Origin of the sequence: Algoriphagus aurantiacus (assembly GCF_035156405.1) — a bacterium.
GTDB classification, from domain to species: domain Bacteria; phylum Bacteroidota; class Bacteroidia; order Cytophagales; family Cyclobacteriaceae; genus Algoriphagus; species Algoriphagus aurantiacus.
The window spans coordinates 301,372-323,148 of sequence record NZ_JAXRUT010000003.1 but is presented as its reverse complement, the minus strand read 5'-3'; the positions used below and the strand labels follow the sequence as shown (position 1 = coordinate 323,148).

Sequence of the window (21,777 nt, the reverse complement as noted above, 5' to 3'; positions counted from 1 at the left end):
TTTTGGGTTTTTGGTAATTGAATATAAAACTGCAGCTTGTGCAGGTTTAAATGTAAATTTTGTCCAGTCGGAAAAATTTAACTTTCCTTACATAAACTTTTATTTTTAGCCCATTATGGCCTTTTTGACATCGCTTGAGAAGGTTTTCCTGTGGGCGGGACTACAATTTTTCCTACATTGGTAGGTGGTCAATTTTACTGATGTTCCTTACATAAAAATCCTCTAGGCTGATCTTCAGGTCAACTTACCAGTTCAAAAAAATGGGAGAAAAACTGCTATTGACAACATTACTGATCTTCGGATTATTAACCATCAATCACCACAGTGAAGCACAGGATCTTCACTTTAGTACTTTATCAATAAAGGAAGGACTGCCCACCAATATCATCTCCGGTATAACTCAGGATCGCTATGGCTTTTTGTGGGTTAGTACCAATAGCGGACTTGCTAGGTATGACGGCAATAAATTCTCTATTTTCAGAAAAAGCCCCCTAGAGGGATCTCTTCCTTCCAATCTGCTTACTGACCTACTCTCCCATGGAAATGAGTTATGGGTGGGTACCTGGAATGGACTCTGTAAGATCAATATCAGAACGCTAGAGATTACTAGGGTGGATCTGGGAAATATTACCATAATCAGAACATTGCATCTGGGTAAAGACAATAACCTGTGGATAGGAAGTGGAAGTGGGATTATCCGTTATGATTTGAATACGGGCAACTATCAGGTTTATTCTACCGAAAACAGCAACCTTTCCCATAATATGATCCGCAGCATTTATCAGGATCGAGTGGGCACAGTTTGGGTTGGAACCTTTGACGGGCTCAATTACATGAGGGAAGGACAGACGAAATTCACCCGAATCTCTCTACCCACGAAGGAAAACGGGGCTTTACCCAATCTTTTGGTACTGGATATCAAACCTTCTATAAACGAAGACCCCAATTTGTGGATAGGTACCGAGCAGGGGCTGTTCCGTGTCCATACCCAACGAATGGAAGTCTTACCCATCGAATTGGAAAATGACATTTTCAGCAATAATGTGATCAAGACCATATTTCCCGATGATCAGGGAAAATTATGGCTGGGAACAGATTTTGGCTTAAATATTTATGACCCCATTTCTAAGGAAAACACCCAACACTTCCACCACCCCATACTTCCGTATTCCATTGCCAACAATGTAATCTGGAAGATCCACGAAGACCAGAACGGGGTCATTTGGCTAGCCACTTCCAATGGGCTCAGCAAAGTCAATAAAAAAGGTGATTTCTACTCCGTCCATGATATATCATACACTACAAAAGGCCAAAGTATAGGTAACCAGATCAAATCCTTAATAGTATCACGCAGTGGTGACTATTGGCTTGCCACTCAACATGGAGTGATCAAAATGGACCCTAAAACCTCTTCAAAAACCATTTTCACCAATCAGGACACCCCGGACAAACGCCTTATTATGAATAATATCTCTGATCTACTCGAGGATCAAAAAGGAAGGATCTGGATAGGGACTGCCGGAGGAATTAATATTTGGAATCCTGCAAGTAAGCAAATGGAAGAAATCCGTGCAGACAGCATCAATGGGCTACAGTCCAATTATATCGGACATTTCTGCCAAGAACCTGACGGAACGATTTGGGTGAGCGCTTGGCAAGGTGGGCTTTATCGGATAGGGGGAACCACCGGTTCGTTTGATAAGGTGTATTTTGAGGAAGTATTAGACTTGGAATCCAGCTCTGAAAAATTTGTTTATGGAGACAGGTACATCTGGACCATAGAATACGATGAGCTCTATCGAATTGATCCGGAAACGCTTCAGGCACAACCCATTCCCACCTTCAACAAAACAGTAGAAGGACGGATGATCAATACACTTTATTTCTCCGATAATGGTGAAATATGGGCAGGCACCTTAAATGGACTCATTCAATACAACCCAAAAACAGATAGTCTGGCAATTCATGATGTCTTATCAGTGACCGATGAAATTATAAGCAGTATAATTGAAGATACAGGGGGAAATATTTGGTCTGTCAGCAACAGTTCCATCCAGAAATATGAGCCCACTACAGGTCAACTTCACAGCTACCCCCTAGATAGCCATCTTCCCATCAAAAGCTTTTACTACAATTGCGCAGCACGAAGAGAGGATGGTCAGCTGCTTTTCGGCGGAGACAATGGTTTTATCAGTTTCTCCCCTTTTCAGGTAGAAGTTTTGGAAAATCAACCGCCTGTTTACATTACCCATTTAGATATTAATAACAGGCCAATAAAAGTCAATGACACAATTAACGGAAGAGTTCTTCTGGATCAAGATATTTCATTTATCGACGAGCTGGCGCTAAACTTTAACGAACGCTCATTTGCGCTTCAGTTTTCTACATTGGATTTCCTTCAGCCGGAGCACAACAGGCATACTTATCAGCTACAGGGATTTGAAGATGTCTGGCATCAAGTCTCAGGGACCAAAAACACAGCCGTCTACTCCAATGTTCCCGCAGGGGACTATACTTTTTTAGTCAAATCCATCAATCTCAATGGACAAAATGAACCAGCAATTAGAAGACTCAACATAACTATTTTACCCCCTTTTCTTTTACGTTGGTATTTTATCCTATGCTATGCATTTATCATATTGGTGTTACTATATTTTGCCATTAAGACCTATTCGGGAAGGGTCAAACTGACCAACGAACTGAACATCTCCAAACTAAAAGTGGAACATGCCCAGGAATTGGAAAAAACAAAAGAGAATTTCTTCACAAACATAAGCCATGAGCTTAGAACACCGATAAGCTTGATACTTCCACCCCTGCACCAACTTCAAGTGCAGCAAAAAATGGATGAAAAAAGCAGTAAGTTGATCCAACTGGCTGAAAAAAATGCCTCACGGCTGCTTAAATTGGTTAATCAGGTATTGGACTTCAATAGAATGGCCAATAATGGAGTTCAGTTGCATCTCCAAGAAGTGGATCTTATACCCTTTTGCCATCAGGTTTTCATTCTTTTTGAGGATACTGCCCGGCGTCACCATATCAAATACGATTTTGAACTTAGTTGCAACGACACCAAACTTTGGGCAGATCCCGACAAACTTGAAACCGTTCTTTTCAACCTACTTTCAAACGCATTTAAATTCACTCCCGATTATGGGAAAATCTCGGTTCGTATATCAGAAATCACAAGTGAGAAATCCCAGATTAATGAATGTCAAATAGAGGTCACTGACTCCGGAGCCGGCATAGAAGAGGCAGCTCAAAAACATATCTTTGACAGGTTTTTTCAAGCCTCGGCAGGTAAACAGCATGCTTCGGGCAGCGGTATAGGCCTTACACTTGTCCAGGAATATGTCTCCCTCCATCAAGGAAATATCTCTGTAAAGAGTCAGTTGCAACAGGGCTCATCTTTTTTGGTAATATTGCCCTTGGGCAAGGCGCATTTATCTCCGGAATTACTAGCGGAGGAGCAGCAAAATTCTCAGGAAAAACTTCCTTCCCACAGTATTCACAGCAATCTGCCCGAGATAGAAACAGCGTCAGACAAAACCACCATTCTGCTGATTGATGATAATGATGATATACTCGACTTTATCACGACCAGTCTTGGAGACAAATATCATTTCATTACCGCCGAAAATGGAGAAGAAGGTCTTTTCAAAGCCAATCGCTTCCTGCCAAATGTTATTATTTCTGATATTACAATGCCTGTAATGGATGGTATTTCCTTTTGCAAAAAAATCAAAGAAAGTCCAAAGACCAGCCCTATTTCCATTATCCTGCTGACCGCCAAAAGCCTCCCGACAAACCAGTTGGAAGGAATTCAGGTCGGAGCGGATGCGTATCTTACCAAACCTTTTGAAATCTCCCTTTTGGAAGCTTACATAGATCAGCTACTGGCACGACGCACCGAATTGAGCCTATATTTCAATAAGGAACTGATGGGTATATCAGATCACCCCAGAGGAATTGACAATGAAGATAATGCCTTCGTAAAACGGGTGATGGAAATCATTGAGGCCAATATCAGCAATCCTGCACTGAGCGTAGAGATGATCAGTCAGCAAATTGCCATGAGCAGTACACATCTCTATAGAAAACTCAAAGCCAATACAGATCATTCGGCTAAGGAACTGATTCAGAAGTACAGGTTGAAAAAAGCCTCTCTTCTACTACAAAACAAAGAAGGAAACGTAAGTGAAATCGTTTATCAGGTCGGTTTCAACAGTCCATCCTATTTTTCAAGAGCCTTCAAGTCTGAATATGGCATTAGTCCAAAGCAGTATCAGGATAAGTTCAACAGGAAGAAATAGTATTAGAAATAAAAAATTCATGAGTCAATGAATTACAGAATCTATTTAAACCACAATTTTAGATAAAACTCTTGGGTTCTTTCAATATCATCTACTCCCAGATTTGCCCAAATTCTGGTTGGTTTCATACTGTTGTTATTCTACTTTTTTAACTGTTGTCATGGGGCTAGCATACATGAAGAATGGAATTTTGAAGTAGTATTCAGTCTGCCTATTCACTAAAATTTCCACATACAATGTCACTCTGTGCGGATCTTCATTCATCCCTTATATGATTGCCTATCCCCTCAATTATGTTATTCCAGTCATACAAATGCAATTCGTGACCTGTTGTTTTCAGGGTAATAAGCTTTTTCGGTCTATTGGTTTTCAAAGTACAGACCCAAACCGTCCCCAATCCTGACATTGGGCAATGGTGGTCCAGTCCAGGTATTATCGGCACGGCCCTACTTATTGCCTTGGTGTCTTTTGTCGCCATTCTCATCATCGGTTCACGCCTTTCAGCCCTTATTAAACATCTTCAGAACAGATCAGAATCCCGAAACAAGGAATCCTTGAGATCCGAAATGGTGAATTAGGAAGATGAGGACTTAGACTGGGTTTTGGAAAAACGAAAAGCTGCCAAAACCTACCACCTTTCAGGTACAGAACTCTCAGGTCAAACCTTTTAAGAGGATAGCCGGGGGTTGATTACTAAAGTCACCCATGACCCTGAAAATCCTCTGGTCAATGAAAAAAAGCGGGAAACTCTTCACCTGGATACCCCTCAACCACTCCGAAGTCTGATGATCAGGTAGATTGGGGTTGGTTTTCTGTATATGGAAGCGGGCAAGTAACGGAATGCCAAAACAAGGAAGAGCTGTTACAAACCATGCAGCGGATCTTTGAAACTCTTGCCCCTACCGTTACCTTCACCATGGGAGAACCTTCTGATCAGCCAACTCAGGTAATACCAGCCATTGAGCAGGGGTATCTTCCCGTATATTGGCAGCATTTTGGCGTATCCAAGGACATGAATAAAGGCAATCCACTTTACCGGAGTGTCAAAGTGAATTCTCTTCAGATGACAGAAGGAAATCAAAATCCCACAGGCGAAAATCCCAAGTCCACTGACAATCGCAAGGTAGCCGAAGGTAAATTGATCCCCGCCCCTCCTCTCTTCGAGGGTTCACCAATGGACAACAATACCTGGAAGAGACAGATCGGGAAAGACCTGTGGATCAGTATACCCTTGGTACTCTATAGTAAAGACGGGCAAACCCATCCTAAAAGCAGTACAGACATCGAAGATTTCATGACCACGGGGGAGAAAACAACTGCTACCGATGCTTCTGCCCTATCCTTCCGCTGTGGCAACCTGATCAATGCCTGGAATGTATTCCAACACTTCTACCCTTATTTCGATGTGATGGGAATAAACTGGGAAAAAGAACTGGATGTAAGCCTAAGAGGAACATATGCAGGGGATTTAGACGGGCATATGGATGAACTGATGCGTCTCACTTCTGCACTTAAAGACAACCACGTCAGCGTCAGAGGCACTGAGAGCCCCTATTTCGCACCGCCCATCGATGTGGCATGGATTGAAGGACAACTGGTCATCACAGAGGTATTTGACCCTACACTGGATTTTAAACCGGGAGAGACAATTGAGCAGGTAAACGGAACATCACCACAACAGCTATACGAAAACTTAAAACCCCAGATATCTGCTGCTACTCAGGGATGGTTTGACTATACCGCCCCAATTCTGATGATAACCGGAAAGCTAAATACCCGTCTGGACATTACGAAAGACTGTAGACGTTAAACGGAAACTGAACTATTATGCCCAGAAAGATTCAATTAAATCTTCTGAGACGGGATATAGATTCTTTGAGGATGGAATTGTCTATCTCAATCTGGACGCAGTACCGATGGATACACTGAACAAAATCATGCCCCAGATGGAAAAAAGCAAGGCAATCATTGCTGATCTCAGAGGATATCCCAATAACAACCATGAGCTGATCAGACATCTAATCTTTAAAAAGGATGATCACAAGTGGATGCAGGTGGATCATTACATCTACCCTGATCAACAGAAGATACCGGGATATTCAGATTTTGGATGGTCAATGGAGCCGAAAGAACCTTTTCTGGGAGATAAAAAAATCATTTTCATAACCGATGGCAGAGCTGTAAGCTATGCGGAGAGCTATCTGGGATTTATAGAAGGATACAAACTGGCTACTATTATAGGGCAGCCCAGTTCCGGTACCAACGGAAATGTCAACAGCTTTACACTGCCGGGGGACTACACCATCTCCTTTACAGGAATGAGAGTATTGAAGCATGACGGATCCCAGCTTCACGGAATAGGTTTTCTGCCTGAAGTGTATGTGGAACGAACCATTACCGGAGTAAAAGCCAGAAGGGATGAGTTTTTGGAGAAGGCGATTGAGTTAGCTAAAAAGTAACATGGGTTTGGCAATTGCATAGGGCAAAGTAGTCTTGTACCAATGCATTCTTATAAGATTGAATAGTTATCCATTTTGTCATGTACCCTGTAAATGAAGTGGTTAATAATTCAAAGCGCGAATCGTGTAGTCTGCCTAAAAAGAGCCTGCTAAACAGCTGAAAATCAATACCACCTCAGGCACGGTTCGAATCGGGGGGGCACCTCACCTTTTCCTGGATACTAACCCCACTCCCTTTTTTGTGTTAGAGTGGTCCGTCAGGCAAGCTGTGGCGCGCACATAGCTAATGCGCATTGTTACCGGTCCTTGGTTTCCTTTGCCAAAATATCCCCTATTTGTCTCTTCAGGTGTGGAACGATGCTTTCTACAACAGCCCAGACTGCCCACAAATCCACTCCAATATAATCATGGATCAGCTTATCTCTCATTCCTGCGATCTTTTTCCATTCGATTTCCGGATATTTAACCCGGAAATCATTGTCTAGTTTTTTGGTAGCTTCTCCGATTATTTCAAAGTTTCTGATTACAGCGTCTTGGATCAGACTGTTTTGTAGAAAGCTTTCTTCATTGAGTTCTTTTGTATATTCTTCAATCTTTTGAATACAGGCACTAATATGTTCAAGGTAGATTACAGGATCTTTGATCATATAATTCTAATTAAATCTGATTCTATGTATGGCTTTAAGGACTTATTAACAGATCTTAATGAAATCAAATCCACCTTAATCCCTAAAAGTTCGGATAGCTCTTGTTCGATACCGATCAGCTCCAAAAGATCCACTTTCAAATCAAAGTCAATGAGAATGTCAAGGTCACTGCTTTCATTTTCTTCCCCACGTGCATAGGAACCGAAAATGCCAACTAAGGTCGGACGAACTCTGTGGGTTATCTGCCTAATAATATTTTCTTGTTGTGGAGTAATCATGGTATAAAGTTAGACTTTTTCTTTTTATCGGTATAAGAGCATTTCTGCAGTACACTTGGCTCTGAGAATGCCTATTTCAGCGAAAATTATACTCAGATAGTATTCTCCCTACGGGTCGCTTAAACCACACTACGTACTAAAATCACAACTCCCCAATATCTTTCAAATAATATTCAATCTGCTCATTTCCTTTTTCTTTCAATCCATCCAGCGGAACCAACTCCTTCACTTCTTTCTTGATCTTCCTGAAGGAACCGATCTCAAAGCCGATCTTCAGCTGGATCCTGCTTTTGTATAAACTGGATTTCTTGTCAAAAAAGGGATCTACGGAACCCATCACCACTGACCGGATTGTGTTGCCCATCGGGATGGTTCTTCCCACCGCGAAGTTGGAAGCCCAGGCTTTTCCCTCAAAATCCCTGGACTCATAGCCAGCCGGGTTGGTGATGGTAACCTGATTGCGGTTTACTGTGCCTTGGGCAAACCAGTTATCCTTACTAAAACGTAATCCCGTAAACATTCCCAGACCTTCTCTGCTCAATTTCTCCTTGTCGTCAAACTGCTTTTTCCATGTAACCCCTCCCATCAAGGCAAACTGCTGGGTAAAGGAGTACGATAGTCCATAGTCCAGCAGCAGTCCATCCCCGAAGGAGGTCAACGGATCATACCAAAGCATCATTCCTATCCGCTGGAAAACCGGCTCTTCTTTTAATTGGTTTGGCTCAAAAAATTCTTTCTTTTTGTTTTTCAACTCAGATGGAATGGTCTTTATATTCCCAAGTGAATCGATTTTCAGTCTGGAAAAATCCTTTCCCGCCTTTTGGATGTATTCATTGGAAATGTGTCCTGCCTTCTCGGTTGCAAGGCCCTTTGCTTTGTCAAAGGGAATTTCCGAGGGCAGGCCTTTTTTGATCAGTTCTGCCAGCGCATCCTTTCCATAAAAGTCAGGAAGTTTGGCATCTCTGGGATCAAATCCTTCTTTCACCACTCCTGTGAGTTGTTCTTCCACCTTGGGCATAAGCCATTCATTGGTCAGTGCCTTGAGGTTTTCGTTGTTCTGGTCCACCAGCGATTCCAGCTCAGTAACTTCCTGGATATCTTCTATCCTTACTTTGGATTCATTCACCCGTTCCAGTGTGTTTTTAGCTGCATTCTTGATTTCCTCCCCTGGGATCTCCCCACTTTGGATCAGGCTTTCCAGTGTTTTGCTTTCCTGTTCCAGCACTTCTCTGCTCCTTTCCTTGGCCAGCGTAAAAAGGCTGTCCCTTTGGGTACTGTCAGCGGTGATTTCTTTTAATTCTCTGAGTTCATTTTGCAGGGAATCGTATGACTTCTTCAGCGACTGGATCTGTTTGAGTTCTTCCAGGTAGGGGATTTCGGGTTTGGTGGGAAGTTTGGGGATACCGGTACTCAGTCCACTTTTGGGAAGCCGGAAGGGAATAGTTGCAGGCATTTTTTGTGCATGAACTTCACCCCAGAATAGGCATATCAACAATAAAAAACCAAAACCTTTACCTTTCATGGGGTGCCTTTTTTAGGTGCTGTGCCTACATATTTTCCATCCTGGATAACAATTCTTTTTTGCTGAACAGTATCTGCCTCAGGGCTGGGAGTGGTTTTTTTCTTGGCTACTGTAGCTTGGGTTTTTCGCTGTTCAAAACTCTTTGCCCTTTCAGACCTATAGCCTGCCCCCACTCCAATATCCGACCCATCTTCCAAGACAAACCGCTTTGTTTTTGCCGAATCCAAGGCTTGATTATCAGTTTTCACTGTCCGGATTTCCCTGTGCACAGAAGGTTGTTTTCTGTTTTTGTCCAAATGTACACCAACATACAACCCGTCTTCGATTTTAAACCGACGAATACTGTCAGATTTATGTTCATGATCCATGGATGGCCTGTTACCCACCTGTGCCGTAGTAGCAAATCCAACTACTATAAACAGCATCAATAAGAGAATCTTTAGGCTATTTCCCATCCTTCAGACTTTTAAGTTCCTGTCTCAGCTGCTGGTTTTCCTTTTCAAGGATTTCCAGTTTTTTCTGGTGTTCAATCAGATACAGCGTGATTTCTTCAACTTTCTTCAGCAATGTAGCATCCATCTGGCCGAGATTGATCCCATCATCAGCAACTTTTTCAGCTGACGGAACTTCAGGCAAAGAACCGTTCTCCTGTATATACTGATCCAATTCCTGTAGGGAAAGTCTTTCATATCCTTCTTCAAAAACATAATCAGGCCATTCTGTCTGCAGTTTTACTTCCACGGATTCTGCCAATACCCCTCCGGCTACTGCAAGCTGATGCCCGGTAGCCTCTGTTCCGATGCCTACCTTACCATGGAAGACGGCTGTAGTATCCGGGGCCAGTGACATCACTTTATAAAGTTCAGTCCCGTCGCTGTACTCAAAGTGGAACTTCTTGTAATTTCCTGTTCCTCTTTTTTGCAGACGGATACCAAAGCTACTGTTGCTGGGATAGTTCATATTGTAGAGATCGAGAAACTCCTCCTCATTGTCCCCATTGACCAGGGCAAGAGTGGATTCGTAGGCCTGTCTGGAAGCCGTCGGGCTCCAGATCTTAAAAATGGTAAAGTCGGATCCATATCTCCTGATATAGGGGATTCCAGAGGGAGGATAAACCATAATTAGGGAAGAACCGTTCTCTTCGAAGATATCATAGGAGCGGTCAAAACGGATGGCTCCATCCTTAAGCACTGCCGCAGCACCATCCAAATTACCATACACACGCAAAGGATCACGGTAGCCCATAGACTCTCCATAAATGGAAAAATCCCAGTTTTCCACATAGGCGCCATCCTCAAACCCCAGTCTATTGGTGGTAATGCTTCCATTATTGGTCACCGATTGAAGGGTCTCCTGGGCATAGGCACCTCCGGAAATTAAGAACAAAAAGAAAATAAGTTTTTTCATGCTGAATAATTATTAAATAATCTATAAGAACCATTTTACTTAGTTATAGGAAATTGGGCTTGAAATGAAGGCTTTTTCCCGATAATCTTACCATTCTATTCTCACACTTTGCTAGACAATAAATCTTGACACCAAAAGCCATTCGAATTACACATTCTATTTTATAGGAAGGTGTAGATACAATCTACACCTATTGACTAAGCCGAATTTTACGTATTAGACCTAAGAATCAAGAAATTTCATTTCAAAAATTTAAATTTTTGAAAGGCTCCATTCCAAGATTCTCCATTTGTCACAAGCTCCAAAAAAATAATCCTTCCCTTTGTAACAGTAAGTTCATAGTTTAAACCATGCTTTAAAACGTCCAACTCAAGACTTGTATCTGATGATAAAATCAGATCACATTCATCATTGAACATATTAGGGTTATGGTTTGAATCATATACAAAGTTAACGTACATTCCTACACCCGTGTATTCACGGGATTTAACTTTTAAATGAGGAAGGTGATTTTTAAGAAATGAACACTGCTTTTCATTAATGTCAGCTATTTCACTAATAATAGACTTTTCTAGGGCATTTAACTCATTTTCCATATTATAATCCTTTACGACTAAATGATGACAATATCACCTCTCCATCTGTAACTTTCCCCCCAATTAGCCTAACATTAGTACCCCCTACATTTATAATATTTCCTTTATCTCCAGAGGGTAATATGCCTTTTGCATTTGGAGTTAGCACACCGTCAGTTAAAGCCTGATTAGCTGCGACTTGAACTGCATTGTAGGCATTTTCCTGATTACCATATTGACTTACAAAATCGCCTAAATCGTGTTTCTCTTGTCCGAAAATATGGTATAATCTATCTTCCGGAATCTTGCCAACAGATTTTCCTACATCCGCAATCCCATCAGAAACTCTACCTAATGACTTTAACTTTGAAAGCCCCTTATCTCCAGCAGCCCCCCCTAGTTGCAACATTTCCCGAAAATTCACCTAAGGCGCCTTGGACACTTCCATTTTCAACTATACTGTTAGCAATCCCTTGCTTACCCGCATTTATAAGAGCATCAGCTGTCCCGCCTGGATCGTTATAACCAGCAACTGCCAGATCTTTTACTGCAGTGGCAGCGTTTACTACATTTTGTCCTCTTGTTGATATAGTTTCGGATACAAAATTATAAGTTCCTTTAACTGCTCCCCATGCTCCCTTAGCAAACCCCCTTGCAAATAACGGATCAATTGGAAACATCCCATCCGGATCAATGAACCTTATAGGATTATTAAAAGCATAATTGTATGGAGAATGTCTTCTCATCTGATCTGCCATCGGGTCAACAACACCCCATCTTCCAATCGTGGCATCATACATCCTCGCCCCATAGTCATAGTACTGAAGCCCGTTGTCCTCAATCAGTTCCTTCCCGTTGTAAAGGTACTTGTTCGCTAATTATTAGTCTCACCTCTGATTAGAGCTTGCAAATCATTATGAAAGTTTTCATAATTTTGAATAGGAAAATAATTTAAATATCCCTCTTCAAATATCACTCTGTAAAATTTTGAATTTTGCCGTATGATTTCACTCAAAGGAATTTTCAATACTACATTTTCATTAGATAAACTTATTTCAGCTGTCCCTAAATTAAAATCTTCATAGGATAAAACATTACGTTCTCTCCATCCCTTGTAGTCTTCGATAAAGAATAGATTAACATTAATTTGGTCATTTAAGTAGACTGGGGACACATCTATTGTTTTTTCAATGATAGCCCTTTCATTTCGATCTTTTACAAAATAGTACAGATTAAGATTTTTATCTTCCTCAAATCTAACAATCACCTGATTTTCAAACGGAAGATTAGATTTTTGAACAATAGCCCTATTCTTATCTAACAAAAACAAGTTGTTATTAAACCATTCTTTTTCTGTTGTGATGATTAAAAATTCATTACCAACCACTATCTGTTTATAGCTTGCTTTCAAGTTGGTCAAATCTGTTTTATTAGAACAGGAAAAAAGTATTAATAATACAACTATTAATCTTGCCATATTTTTCTGTAGTTTTTATTGAAGTCACCTATCGTTCTAACCCCTTCAAAACCAATACGTTGAAAAGCATTTGAGATAGCTCCTTCACCATAAGTGGGGTGTCCTATTTGAAGAGCCTTTGATTTATATTCATTAATATTTTTAACGAAATCTGCAATTCCATTTCCTGATATTTGGAATGCTCCATAATATAGCATCATGTTGAGTTTACTCATTCCATTAATTCTAGCTGCAGCTCCTGCCGCAAAATTCCCAATATCTCTCGGACTAATATATATACCATCGCTAAGTTGAGATCCTTCTTTAATATATGATTTGGGATCATAAACTTGACCATTTCTAGCATTAACTGCATACCATGCTAAGTTTGAAATTGGATTACCGAAAGCTGCTACCCCTTGATTCATCCTGCCTTCAAAACCATCTATCCAATCTCTAGCTTCAAACGAGGAATAATTTATTTTATCCCCTTGTCTGAATGAATTAATATCCAATGTAAACCCTTGTTGCTTATCCAAATCCCTATCTAACAATGTGTTGGTTGACTTTGCTTTTTCAATTTCAGAACTGGAATGCTTATAAACACCCAAATCCCCATCATCATAAACCGCAACCACATTTCCATCCTTATCCGTATGAGTACTGAACATACCTGTAGGATCCATGTACTTTACAGGATTATTCATAACCCAAGCATATGGCGACCATGAGTAATAGCTATCTGCCATCGGATCTACTTGCAAAGTCCTGCCTATCACCGGATCATATCCACGGGTATGGAAGTCGTAAATATTGAGATTATGATCATCCAACATCTCTTTGCCCTGATAGAGGTACTTATTCTTCTTCACACCCGCATACTCATACCCAATCCCGCTCAGCTCTAAGCCCCAAGGATCATAATGGGTTTCTTGTACAAGAATTGACCCCTGACTCAATATCTTAAAGTTATCAAACCAAACATCCTGGCCTGTCTCATTCACCACGAATGTTTCAATATAGCCATTTTTTTTAACCGCTAGTTTCTCTTCCAGTTCCTCATGTTGATTGGCTGCGTTTCTGGTGAGGACTTTCTTTCCCACCTCATATCTGTTGCTGTCTTTGTCATACAGCGCATAGATCAGGTAGGCTTCCGGGGTCTCTTTCTTTTGCAGGTCCTTGGCTACGATATCCACCAGATTCAGTACCGCAATCGGATTTGCACCTCCTGCGCGACTGGTATTCAGAGCCAGTTCGTTCAGCTGATCCAGCAGGGCGGACTTGCCACCCATCGTGGCAAAGCTGGCTTTGTTAATTCTTGTCTTCATTTTGTCCAAGAACTTCCCGTGCACTGAAAGCGTCACGCTGTCCCCATCAAAGACCTCCTCTGAGGTTCCCGGACCGACCATCTCTCCGCGTCGGGCATTAAGCCATGCCACTTCCTGCCCGCCTTGTGTGATGTTGTGCTTGGGTTCCCGCTTCCTAGTCGTCTTGATCTGGGTAAACTGACTTTCTTCTTCCTCTGCTTTGGATTGCTCCATGGTGGCGATACGGGCATTGGCCGTGGAGTTTCGTAGAACTTGGCGCACGTTACCCAAGTGGTCTTTTAGGTAGTATTCATAAAACAGACCGCCAGGCTCAGACACGACCCGCCCTTCTTCGTGTATCAGGTAGTCCAAGGATCCGTTTTGGTAGACAAACTCCCCGATGTAATCCTGGGTGGTGGTCAGTGCTCCGGAAGTATTATATACCTTCTGACTCAGCTTGACCCCTTCCGCATCGTAGGCAAAGCGTATCTTGGCTCCGGTGCTGAATGCCACTTCAGAGGGCAGGCTGAGGTGGTTGTAAGTGATGCTGGTGATATTTTTGTCTAAATTTTTTCGAAGGTTACCATTGGCATCATAGAGATAATTTTCATTACTGGTCCCCTTGAAATCTTTAGCTGTATATGAACCCGCTCCCATACCGTCAGTTACCTGAATCAATTTATTGCTGTTTGACTGATATGTATAGCTTAGTAAATCCACATCACCATAAGTAGTAGGAGTTCTTTGGTTTTTGCGGTTCAAGGCTGTGAGGTTTCCATTGGCATCGTAGCCCATTCCATTGACCGTATACCAGCTGGTCTCGCTTGTCGCCGAATAGTTGGCCGCTGTAAGGCGGTTTACCTTGTCATAGGTATAGTTGTAGGTTCTCACTTTCGGAGTCTCGGTGGTGACTGACTTTCCGCTCCAATCGATTCTGGAGATATTGCCATTCCAGTTGTTTACCGTACCTCCAGTTTCGTAAAAGTTGGCCTGCTTATATCCCTCCGTCAAAGCGCTACCCATGGTCTTTAGCCACCCTCGGATGTTGTAGGTATAGGTTTGGTTTCCGCTAGGAAGTTGGGGAAAAGATTTGGAGGTCAATTGACCTAGATCATTGTAGGTATTTTGAGCAATGGTTTTGGGGGAATGGCCTCCAATTTTGTGGCTGACACCTGTCAAAAACCCGGTCGCATTGTAGGTATAAGTTCTCAGGACTTCCTGACCCGACGAGCTGCTGTTGGCAGTCAGTGATTGGGTGGGTTTGTTTTCAAAATTGTAGGCCGTGGATGACCTTACTGCTCCGCCCAACTGTTGCTGGGTGAGTGTTTGGATCACCCTTCCTTTGTCGTCGTAGTATATGGCCGATGTATAAAACTCCCCGGTTTCCAGATTCTTGACCTTTTTCCCGGTCTGAAGACCATGGATCCTTAGACTGGCCTGAGCAGTGAATCCGGAGTAAGGTGATGTCGGAGCAGTATAAGCAAACCCCGGCAGTAGCTGATAGCTGTCATAATAATTCACGGTAAGGATCTCTCCCTCGTCTGTCGGCCAGGCTCCGGCAGCCCCTGAGGTAGCCGAACCTATTTTAGCCGTGAAAGTTTGGTTGCCCGTTGCCTTCATACTGAAACCTGGTTGAAGGGTAATTGTGCTGGTTGCCACGTATTCTTTGTATCCGTCATACTTGGCAGAGGTAATCGTGGCCCCTGTCTTTATATTGGCTGTATTACTATTCACCACTGCATTGTTGGAACCTGAATTCAAAGTGGTCTGTAAAGTAGAAAAAGCCGTTGTGGTGGTGGTCAGCCCCGTCATGATTACCCGGCCCAATCCATCGTATTTTGTGTACAGCCACTTATTGGCTGCTCTCAAATTGGCGTCCTGAAAACCCACCAGGCGATCCTGACTGTCATAAAGCAGGTACTCGGCTCCTTTACCGGGAACCCTTTTTTCACTCATCCGGCTTCTGCCATCATAAGTGTATCTAAAATAAAGCTCATCAGAAAAGAGCACGTTTGTACTGGTCGCACTCGCCCAGTTGGCGGCAACCAGCGCCTCTACAGCCTTGGGCGGAATTACCACACGAAGCTGGCCGAAATCATCATAAATATAGTAGGTGACAAGCCAGCCGGAATGACCCGCTCCTTCAGGAGCAGCCGTGTTCTGGACTTTTTTCATAACCACCCTGCCCAGCCTGTCGGTGTACTGCACAGTGCGCTTGTTGTCTTCGTCATCGGTGATCTCCACCTGGAGGGCATTTGCGGGATATGTTGCAGACGATAACGGCATTCCACCGGCGTTCACGGTGAAAATACGCACCTCATCTGCTACTGTACTGGGCCTGCTTGAGAATTTGATTTCCTTGGTGCTTCCTATCTTCCAGGCATTGCCCGGAGCAGCATGTTTGGCGGGCCTGTTGAGTGAAGAGATTTCGAACTGGGTCTGGGAATAGGCGTTGAGGTAATCAGATGGAAAACCGGGCTGATAAAAATTCCTTTGCTGGGTAATGGCAGTTGCCTCTGCCTGGTACACACCATTGGTGTTTATGGCATAGGGCAAGTATTGTTTATCTTCTCTGCCCATTGCGTCGTAAGTACTGAAAGAGACAATGTCCTTATCATTGTTCTGGTTCATCTTAAAAGAAATGGACTGCATAGGCCTTCCCAACCCATCGAAATAGGATATTAACTGGCTTACTTCATTCACAGGTCTTCCTGTGAGACTGCCTGTAGTTTTTAGCCCCGGTGTGCGGATAGTTTGCTCCAGAATGTAATTCTGGTCATTTGATAACTGTTGCCCCCTTGCCTGGAAGAAAAGTAAAAGCAGGCATCCGCTAAAGAAATAGTATATATATTTCATAAGCAAGAATCGGATAATGTCCTTGATATCATATACTTCATGTTATGTGTTATTTCAAATTTCGTTTCGACTGACAACGGCAAAGGATTTACTTTCCTATTCTCCTCCTTATTGGGAGCGATAAATTTCAAGTCTCCTTTATTATTCTTTGATCTGGTTTTAATTTGCCAGATCAATTACCTTCCAGAACTATTTCTTTCCAATGGGTGAAACTCTCTCCTTTGGTATTATCTATTCTTACAAAGACCTCGTATTTATCGCCTGGAATATTATTTATAATAAAAATCAATTCGCGGTCAGTTAAAATAAACCCTTCATCCTTAGTGGAATTAGCTTCCTTGCTTTTAACTTCTTTTATATCAATTACCTTTTGATATATGTCTTCGGCTCCCAAATCTGAAATACGGGCGAGTTTTATAAAGTATTTACTGGCATCCTTCACATGCTCTGTATCAATATTTACCTCTACCGTATTTTTTGACTTATTTGATTTATCCAGTGATTCCTGCTTATAATTGATTTTAAAATCAATGACTTCAGAATTTGATTGTGACATCACGCTATTTGATTTTAATACCAGATTGATTAGAATCAGAATGGTAAAACCAACTTTGGGAAGAAAATCTTGTTTTTTCATAGGATTGGATTGATTAATTACCATTGGAAGTGACCGATACATACCTAGTGAATCCACCACCTGTAATCCTTATTTCTGCATTATATTGCTGACCGGATGGTGGAGATTGTAATTTAACAACATTCATTGTGGCGTTGCCAGTGCCTGAACTTGGTTGTAGACTAAGCCAATTACTTCCGGACCAATAAGTAATCTGTGTAGTCCATGCAACATTTGATTGAATTGAGACCGGTAATGCTGATGTACTGGATCCAAACGTTAAACTTGATGGTGAAACTGTCAAAAATGGACTTCCATCTGATTGGGTAATATTTACGGTGCTTTCTAACCCATCTCCTTTAACTTTGAAAGAACCTGTTCTGGGAGTCGTATTGTTTTGTCCGACATTGACTGTTAAGGTCTGATCCCCAAAACCTGAAGTTGGTGTGACAGAAATCCAGTTTGAGGCAGGAGGGATTTCAACAGTCCAATTAATGGTGGATGTGACATTCACAGTATTCGAAGAACTGCTGCCTGTTAATGATAATGAATTGGGAGAGACAAGGATGGATTTTTTGTAATTGTAGGTATAGGATTTCAAAATATCCTTATTGTAATCTTTGATGCTTATCAGCCGCCCAAATTCATCGTAATCCATAAAGGAGGCATCATCAAAATGATTTGATTGGGAGGTAATGCCAATATTGGGCTGGTAGGTATAAGTGTTTATCAAAGCATCTTTGGGGTAAAACCTGACATCATCAACCTGTCCGGCCAAAGAAATAGTGTATGAGGTAGTGGGACTTGTCAAAACCACCTCAGTGGAATTGTATACCCATGTGGAGGACGGTTTTTGCCAATAGCTCAAAATATAGGTTTTGCCGGTAGTCAATCCTGTTAATGATTTAGTGTAGCCTCCTGTTTTGCTTTTGGTACCTGATCTAAAATCTGATGTAGTTACACCGGCGGTCTCTTCCTCAAAACTCGTAAAGAAAAACTCATTCTTTGAGGCATTATCCACTTTTGCTATGGGAAACATATTCTTATAGCCCCAAAGAAAAGATGACGAGGGGTTGTTCCCCCTTTTGCTTTCAGTCAGGTTGCCGTTTGAATCATAAGTATAGTTGGTTTTAATAAATTCACTTGTTCCTGTAGGGTATTCATCAACTGAAGTCAGTAGTACTTTGTTGGTAAATAATAACTGGTAATTATTTACCTGCTGCTGTTTCAGAACGTTATTGACCAAGGTTCTTTCTCTGATAACGGGCGCGGTCATGTTCCTGTAGGTTGAAAGGGTATTGTCCCACATGACAGCCGGGGCACCTGATCCGGCATCGGAGGGGTAGGTGAATTCTTTTTTCACTACTTTTCCATCGCTATTGGTTTCGGTAATTGTTTTCGGGTTGGAATGCTTTAAATCAGATGTATAAGTATAATTGATCTCCTTAGTTACTCCATCCTTTATTTCGATTGTTTTATCCAGGAGATGATAGGCACTTTTTAGATAATATTCTGTATAAAAGGGTAGTAATTCGGAACAATCCCCAGGTGTCACATTATTATAGCAAGGAAGTAGTGCAACTTTAATGGTATAAGTTGAATTAAGGGTGCCTTTTTGGGAACTGATATTGTCTGAAAAATATTTATTGACCCCTACATTATCTCTATGGGTGCTGCTTTTTAGTTCTCCCGAACCAAAATCATAGGATGGTGGTGCTGCCGGATACTTCAGGTTAAAATTTGTAGGATGTCCATTTACATAGAAAAAAACAATCTGGCTGTTATCTGATCTCGTTTCTGTGACATTTGTATAGCCAATATGGTATCCCAATGTGGTTTTTAAGGGAGGATTCGGTGACGAACTAATAATGGTACCAATATTTAACGCACTATAGTATACGGTTGCCTCATTACTTTGACCCTTGGGATATTGATCATATTTAGGTAAGCCCGCATACAATATCCCGCTGTCGTAGGTATAGTTTTTTACAATTGTACTTCCCTTTCCATCATTGCTGGTTATTTTTTTTATTCTTAATCCTCCAACAATATTTGTCACACTACCAACTATATACCGGTGGGCTTCATATTCAAATAATGAGGCCCCCCCCGTAGGGAAAGTAATTTCATTAAGTGTCCAGGATTTCATCTTGGTTTCATTTGAGGTCCTGTTTGCACCGCCATTAAAATTAACGTAGCCGCAGGGATTTACAAAAACAGTCATGGTAGGAAGCAGACCCTGATTTGAATCCGCACCATTATAATAACCCCAGGCATCTTTACCAAGTGAATATCTTCTTGCCATGGTAAAGGCCGGCCCCTCGATATAGGAAAATTGATGTGCTGGGAAGAGAATGGATCCCGTACAGGAAGACTCTTGAATCGAGTTTAGTTTCAACCTCCTGGCATCATATGTGTGGCCATAAGCCGGATATGAGCTGGAAGTCAGGCTTTGAAAGTACGAATGTTTTAATGTGAATTTTTTACAAATTGAGCCGTTCTTAATTTCAATAGTTTCCAGGGATTTTGCCTGAGTGTTGTTCTGCAAAATTGAATTCAATGAGGTTAAATCTGTTCGAAGACTTGCTGAGGCAATAAAATTGATTTCTGTATAAAGGGAACCGGTAGTTATTTTACTTAACCTAATACCATTGATATTATTTATTGTTGGCAGTGTTTCGGCATTAAAAGAGCCTATCAAAGGGCAACTATTACCTTCTTGGTATGTCATGGAATGTCCGCCTCTTGTACCATAACTATAGTTTTCTGCAACGTAGGTTAGGTAAATATTATGCTTTTTATTAGGGGATTCAATTCTGGTAAGGTACCAGCTTGTGGATACTTTCGGCATATCCAATGTTGACAATCCTGAAAAGCTGTTTTCTGTTGCTCCCGCTCCACCAAAATAAAACACCATTCCGTCGGGAGCAGTAATGGTCCATGCACTAAACTGTGCATCAATTGGTTTTACTATATAATCTTTTTTGGGAATAAAGTGGGGTTGTTTATTTTCATCAAAATAAAATTTCCCGGAATGCCCCATGACATTGAATGTAAAAATGTCAGGTTCTGTATCCAAATAACCATTGGCAGCATCTTGATAGTAATTTAAGCAATCACATTCTGAACCCACTTGGGTAGAAAAGCATCCAGGATTTGGACTTCCACAATCAAACATTTCAGGAGGATAACCTCCATTCTTGTACCAACCCCATCCCCCACGATCAGACCTCACATTGCCATTGAGTGGATACCCGCCTTCATCGGGAGCACCTACGACACTCCTTGTGATTACCCCTCCCGCGTTAAGACTCCATCCCAAACCGACCCAGCTTGCTACCTCATCTACTTTAATTCCTGAAGCATGGTAATTCATAGAGATCGGAAGGCTTAAATCACCTTCCTGGACTGTATATATTGGGATGGAAATATCCGGTACACCGGTATGATGACTCACGGGATAATCCCCGTATTTTCCCAATGAAGCAGCATTGGCCGATGGAAATCCCGGTTCTTTAATCTGGGCTTGAAGCGCGATAGGGGCAGATACAAGCCAAATCAAAAAGGCATAATTATAGATTTTAGTCATAAATCCAACTTTGATTTTATTGCTTCGATTTCTTTGGCCTGCTGGAGAATATACAGAGTCAGTTTCTCGATCTGTGAAGAAACATCTCCCGGCAATTGGCCAAATAGGTTAAATGGAGCAGTCAGTAGCAAGAGCAATACTCCGAATATTTTCAAACTATTCATTTTCACTTGTTTTGCATGGCTTTTAATTCTTCAACTTCTTTTTTCAGCTCAATCACATAAAGCGTCAACTCCTCCACTTTCTCCAGCAGCTTCACATTCATCTCTGCCAGATTGACCCCGTTTTCCATTACCTCCGCTTCAGTGGGAACACTGGGAAGGTGGCCGTTCTTTTGTATAAAAGCTTCCAGTTCTGATAAAGGCATTAGCTTATAATCAGGCTTGAATACAAAATCAGCCCAGCCAGAGGCGGCGATATTGACTTCCTGGGTTTTAATAGTGCCGTTTACCTTGATTCCACCAAGATTAAAATCAGCCTGAGAGCCATCTAACAAATAACCTCTCAAAATCCAGGCATTAGATGAAAGATTATTAGTTGATTGCCTTATAAAATGACCACTTCCTGTTTTATTTATTTCGATCACATCCTGATTATTTCCAATCCATCTGCTAGAACCATTTACATGTAACTTTGACAGCGGCGAACTGGTACCTATGCCTACATCACCAGTGCTTGGATTGGTGTATACCTGGGCGAAGCCTGAAGTAGAGAAAATGACCAGGATTAAAAGCAATAGTAAATTTTTCATC

16 protein-coding genes and 1 pseudogene are annotated in these 21,777 nt (G+C 41.7%); 3 read left to right on the top strand and 14 right to left on the bottom strand.

Annotated elements, in window-relative coordinates:
- The first annotated feature begins 260 nt into the window (after positions 1-260).
- The 3 genes from SYJ56_RS05070 (at position 261) to SYJ56_RS05060 (ending at position 6,772) form a co-directional block, all read left to right on the top strand.
- A complete protein-coding gene (locus tag SYJ56_RS05070) occupies positions 261-4,313 on the top strand; it encodes a hybrid sensor histidine kinase/response regulator transcription factor (RefSeq protein WP_323832551.1) in 4,053 nt (1,350 codons plus the stop codon).
- A gap of 871 nt (positions 4,314-5,184) precedes the next feature.
- A complete protein-coding gene (locus SYJ56_RS05065) occupies positions 5,185-6,123 on the top strand; it encodes a hypothetical protein (RefSeq protein WP_323832550.1) in 939 nt (312 codons plus the stop codon).
- Positions 6,124-6,259: 136 nt separating this feature from the next.
- Complete coding sequence (locus SYJ56_RS05060; RefSeq protein ID WP_323832549.1) at positions 6,260-6,772, top strand: S41 family peptidase; 513 nt, start codon at positions 6,260-6,262, stop codon at positions 6,770-6,772.
- Positions 6,773-7,068: 296 nt separating this feature from the next.
- Here SYJ56_RS05060 and SYJ56_RS05055 read toward each other — a convergent pair whose 3' ends face one another.
- From SYJ56_RS05055 to SYJ56_RS04990, 14 genes and pseudogenes are all read right to left on the bottom strand, one after another.
- Positions 7,069-7,419 carry a HepT-like ribonuclease domain-containing protein gene (locus tag SYJ56_RS05055; RefSeq protein WP_323832548.1) on the bottom strand — a complete coding sequence of 117 codons (351 nt, stop codon included), beginning with the start codon at positions 7,417-7,419 and terminating at the stop codon, positions 7,069-7,071.
- Positions 7,416-7,697, bottom strand: a complete 282-nt coding sequence (locus tag SYJ56_RS05050) for a nucleotidyltransferase family protein (RefSeq protein WP_323832547.1) — start codon at positions 7,695-7,697, stop codon at positions 7,416-7,418. The genes SYJ56_RS05055 and SYJ56_RS05050 overlap by 4 nt, the downstream gene beginning before the upstream one ends.
- A 142-nt stretch (positions 7,698-7,839) precedes the next feature.
- Entirely contained in the window at positions 7,840-9,219 is a 1,380-nt protein-coding gene (locus SYJ56_RS05045; RefSeq protein ID WP_323832546.1) for a kinetochore Spc7 family protein, read from the bottom strand.
- Positions 9,216-9,674 (bottom strand): hypothetical protein, encoded by a 459-nt coding sequence (locus SYJ56_RS05040; protein ID WP_323832545.1) that lies wholly within the window; start codon positions 9,672-9,674, stop codon positions 9,216-9,218. Before SYJ56_RS05040 ends, SYJ56_RS05045 begins: the two co-directional genes overlap by 4 nt.
- Complete coding sequence (locus SYJ56_RS05035; protein ID WP_323832544.1) at positions 9,664-10,626, bottom strand: hypothetical protein; 963 nt, start codon at positions 10,624-10,626, stop codon at positions 9,664-9,666. The genes SYJ56_RS05040 and SYJ56_RS05035 overlap by 11 nt, the downstream gene beginning before the upstream one ends.
- Positions 10,627-10,865: 239 nt before the next feature.
- Positions 10,866-11,222, bottom strand: a complete 357-nt coding sequence (locus tag SYJ56_RS05030) for a hypothetical protein (RefSeq protein WP_323832543.1) — start codon at positions 11,220-11,222, stop codon at positions 10,866-10,868.
- Between the two features lies 1 nt (position 11,223).
- Positions 11,224-11,610, bottom strand: coding sequence for a hypothetical protein (locus SYJ56_RS05025; protein WP_323832542.1), 387 nt, complete (start codon positions 11,608-11,610; stop codon positions 11,224-11,226).
- Positions 11,579-12,064: pseudogene (locus SYJ56_RS05020) on the bottom strand (RHS repeat-associated core domain-containing protein); the annotation flags it as partial. The pseudogene SYJ56_RS05020 and the gene SYJ56_RS05025, both read right to left, overlap by 32 nt.
- 11 nt (positions 12,065-12,075) lie before the next feature.
- Positions 12,076-12,678 (bottom strand): hypothetical protein, encoded by a 603-nt coding sequence (locus tag SYJ56_RS05015; protein WP_323832541.1) that lies wholly within the window; start codon positions 12,676-12,678, stop codon positions 12,076-12,078.
- Positions 12,666-16,820: a DUF6443 domain-containing protein gene (locus SYJ56_RS05010; RefSeq protein WP_323832540.1), complete on the bottom strand. Its 4,155-nt coding sequence runs from the start codon at positions 16,818-16,820 to the stop codon at positions 12,666-12,668. The genes SYJ56_RS05015 and SYJ56_RS05010 overlap by 13 nt, the downstream gene beginning before the upstream one ends.
- A gap of 172 nt (positions 16,821-16,992) precedes the next feature.
- Complete coding sequence (locus SYJ56_RS05005) at positions 16,993-17,457, bottom strand: hypothetical protein (protein ID WP_323832539.1); 465 nt, start codon at positions 17,455-17,457, stop codon at positions 16,993-16,995.
- Between the two features lie 13 nt (positions 17,458-17,470).
- Positions 17,471-21,025: a BACON domain-containing protein gene (locus tag SYJ56_RS05000; RefSeq protein ID WP_323832538.1), complete on the bottom strand. Its 3,555-nt coding sequence runs from the start codon at positions 21,023-21,025 to the stop codon at positions 17,471-17,473.
- Positions 21,022-21,189: a hypothetical protein gene (locus SYJ56_RS04995; RefSeq protein WP_323832537.1), complete on the bottom strand. Its 168-nt coding sequence runs from the start codon at positions 21,187-21,189 to the stop codon at positions 21,022-21,024. Before SYJ56_RS04995 ends, SYJ56_RS05000 begins: the two co-directional genes overlap by 4 nt.
- Positions 21,190-21,191: 2 nt before the next feature.
- A complete protein-coding gene (locus SYJ56_RS04990) occupies positions 21,192-21,776 on the bottom strand; it encodes a hypothetical protein (protein WP_323832536.1) in 585 nt (194 codons plus the stop codon).
- Position 21,777 lies beyond the last annotated feature (1 nt).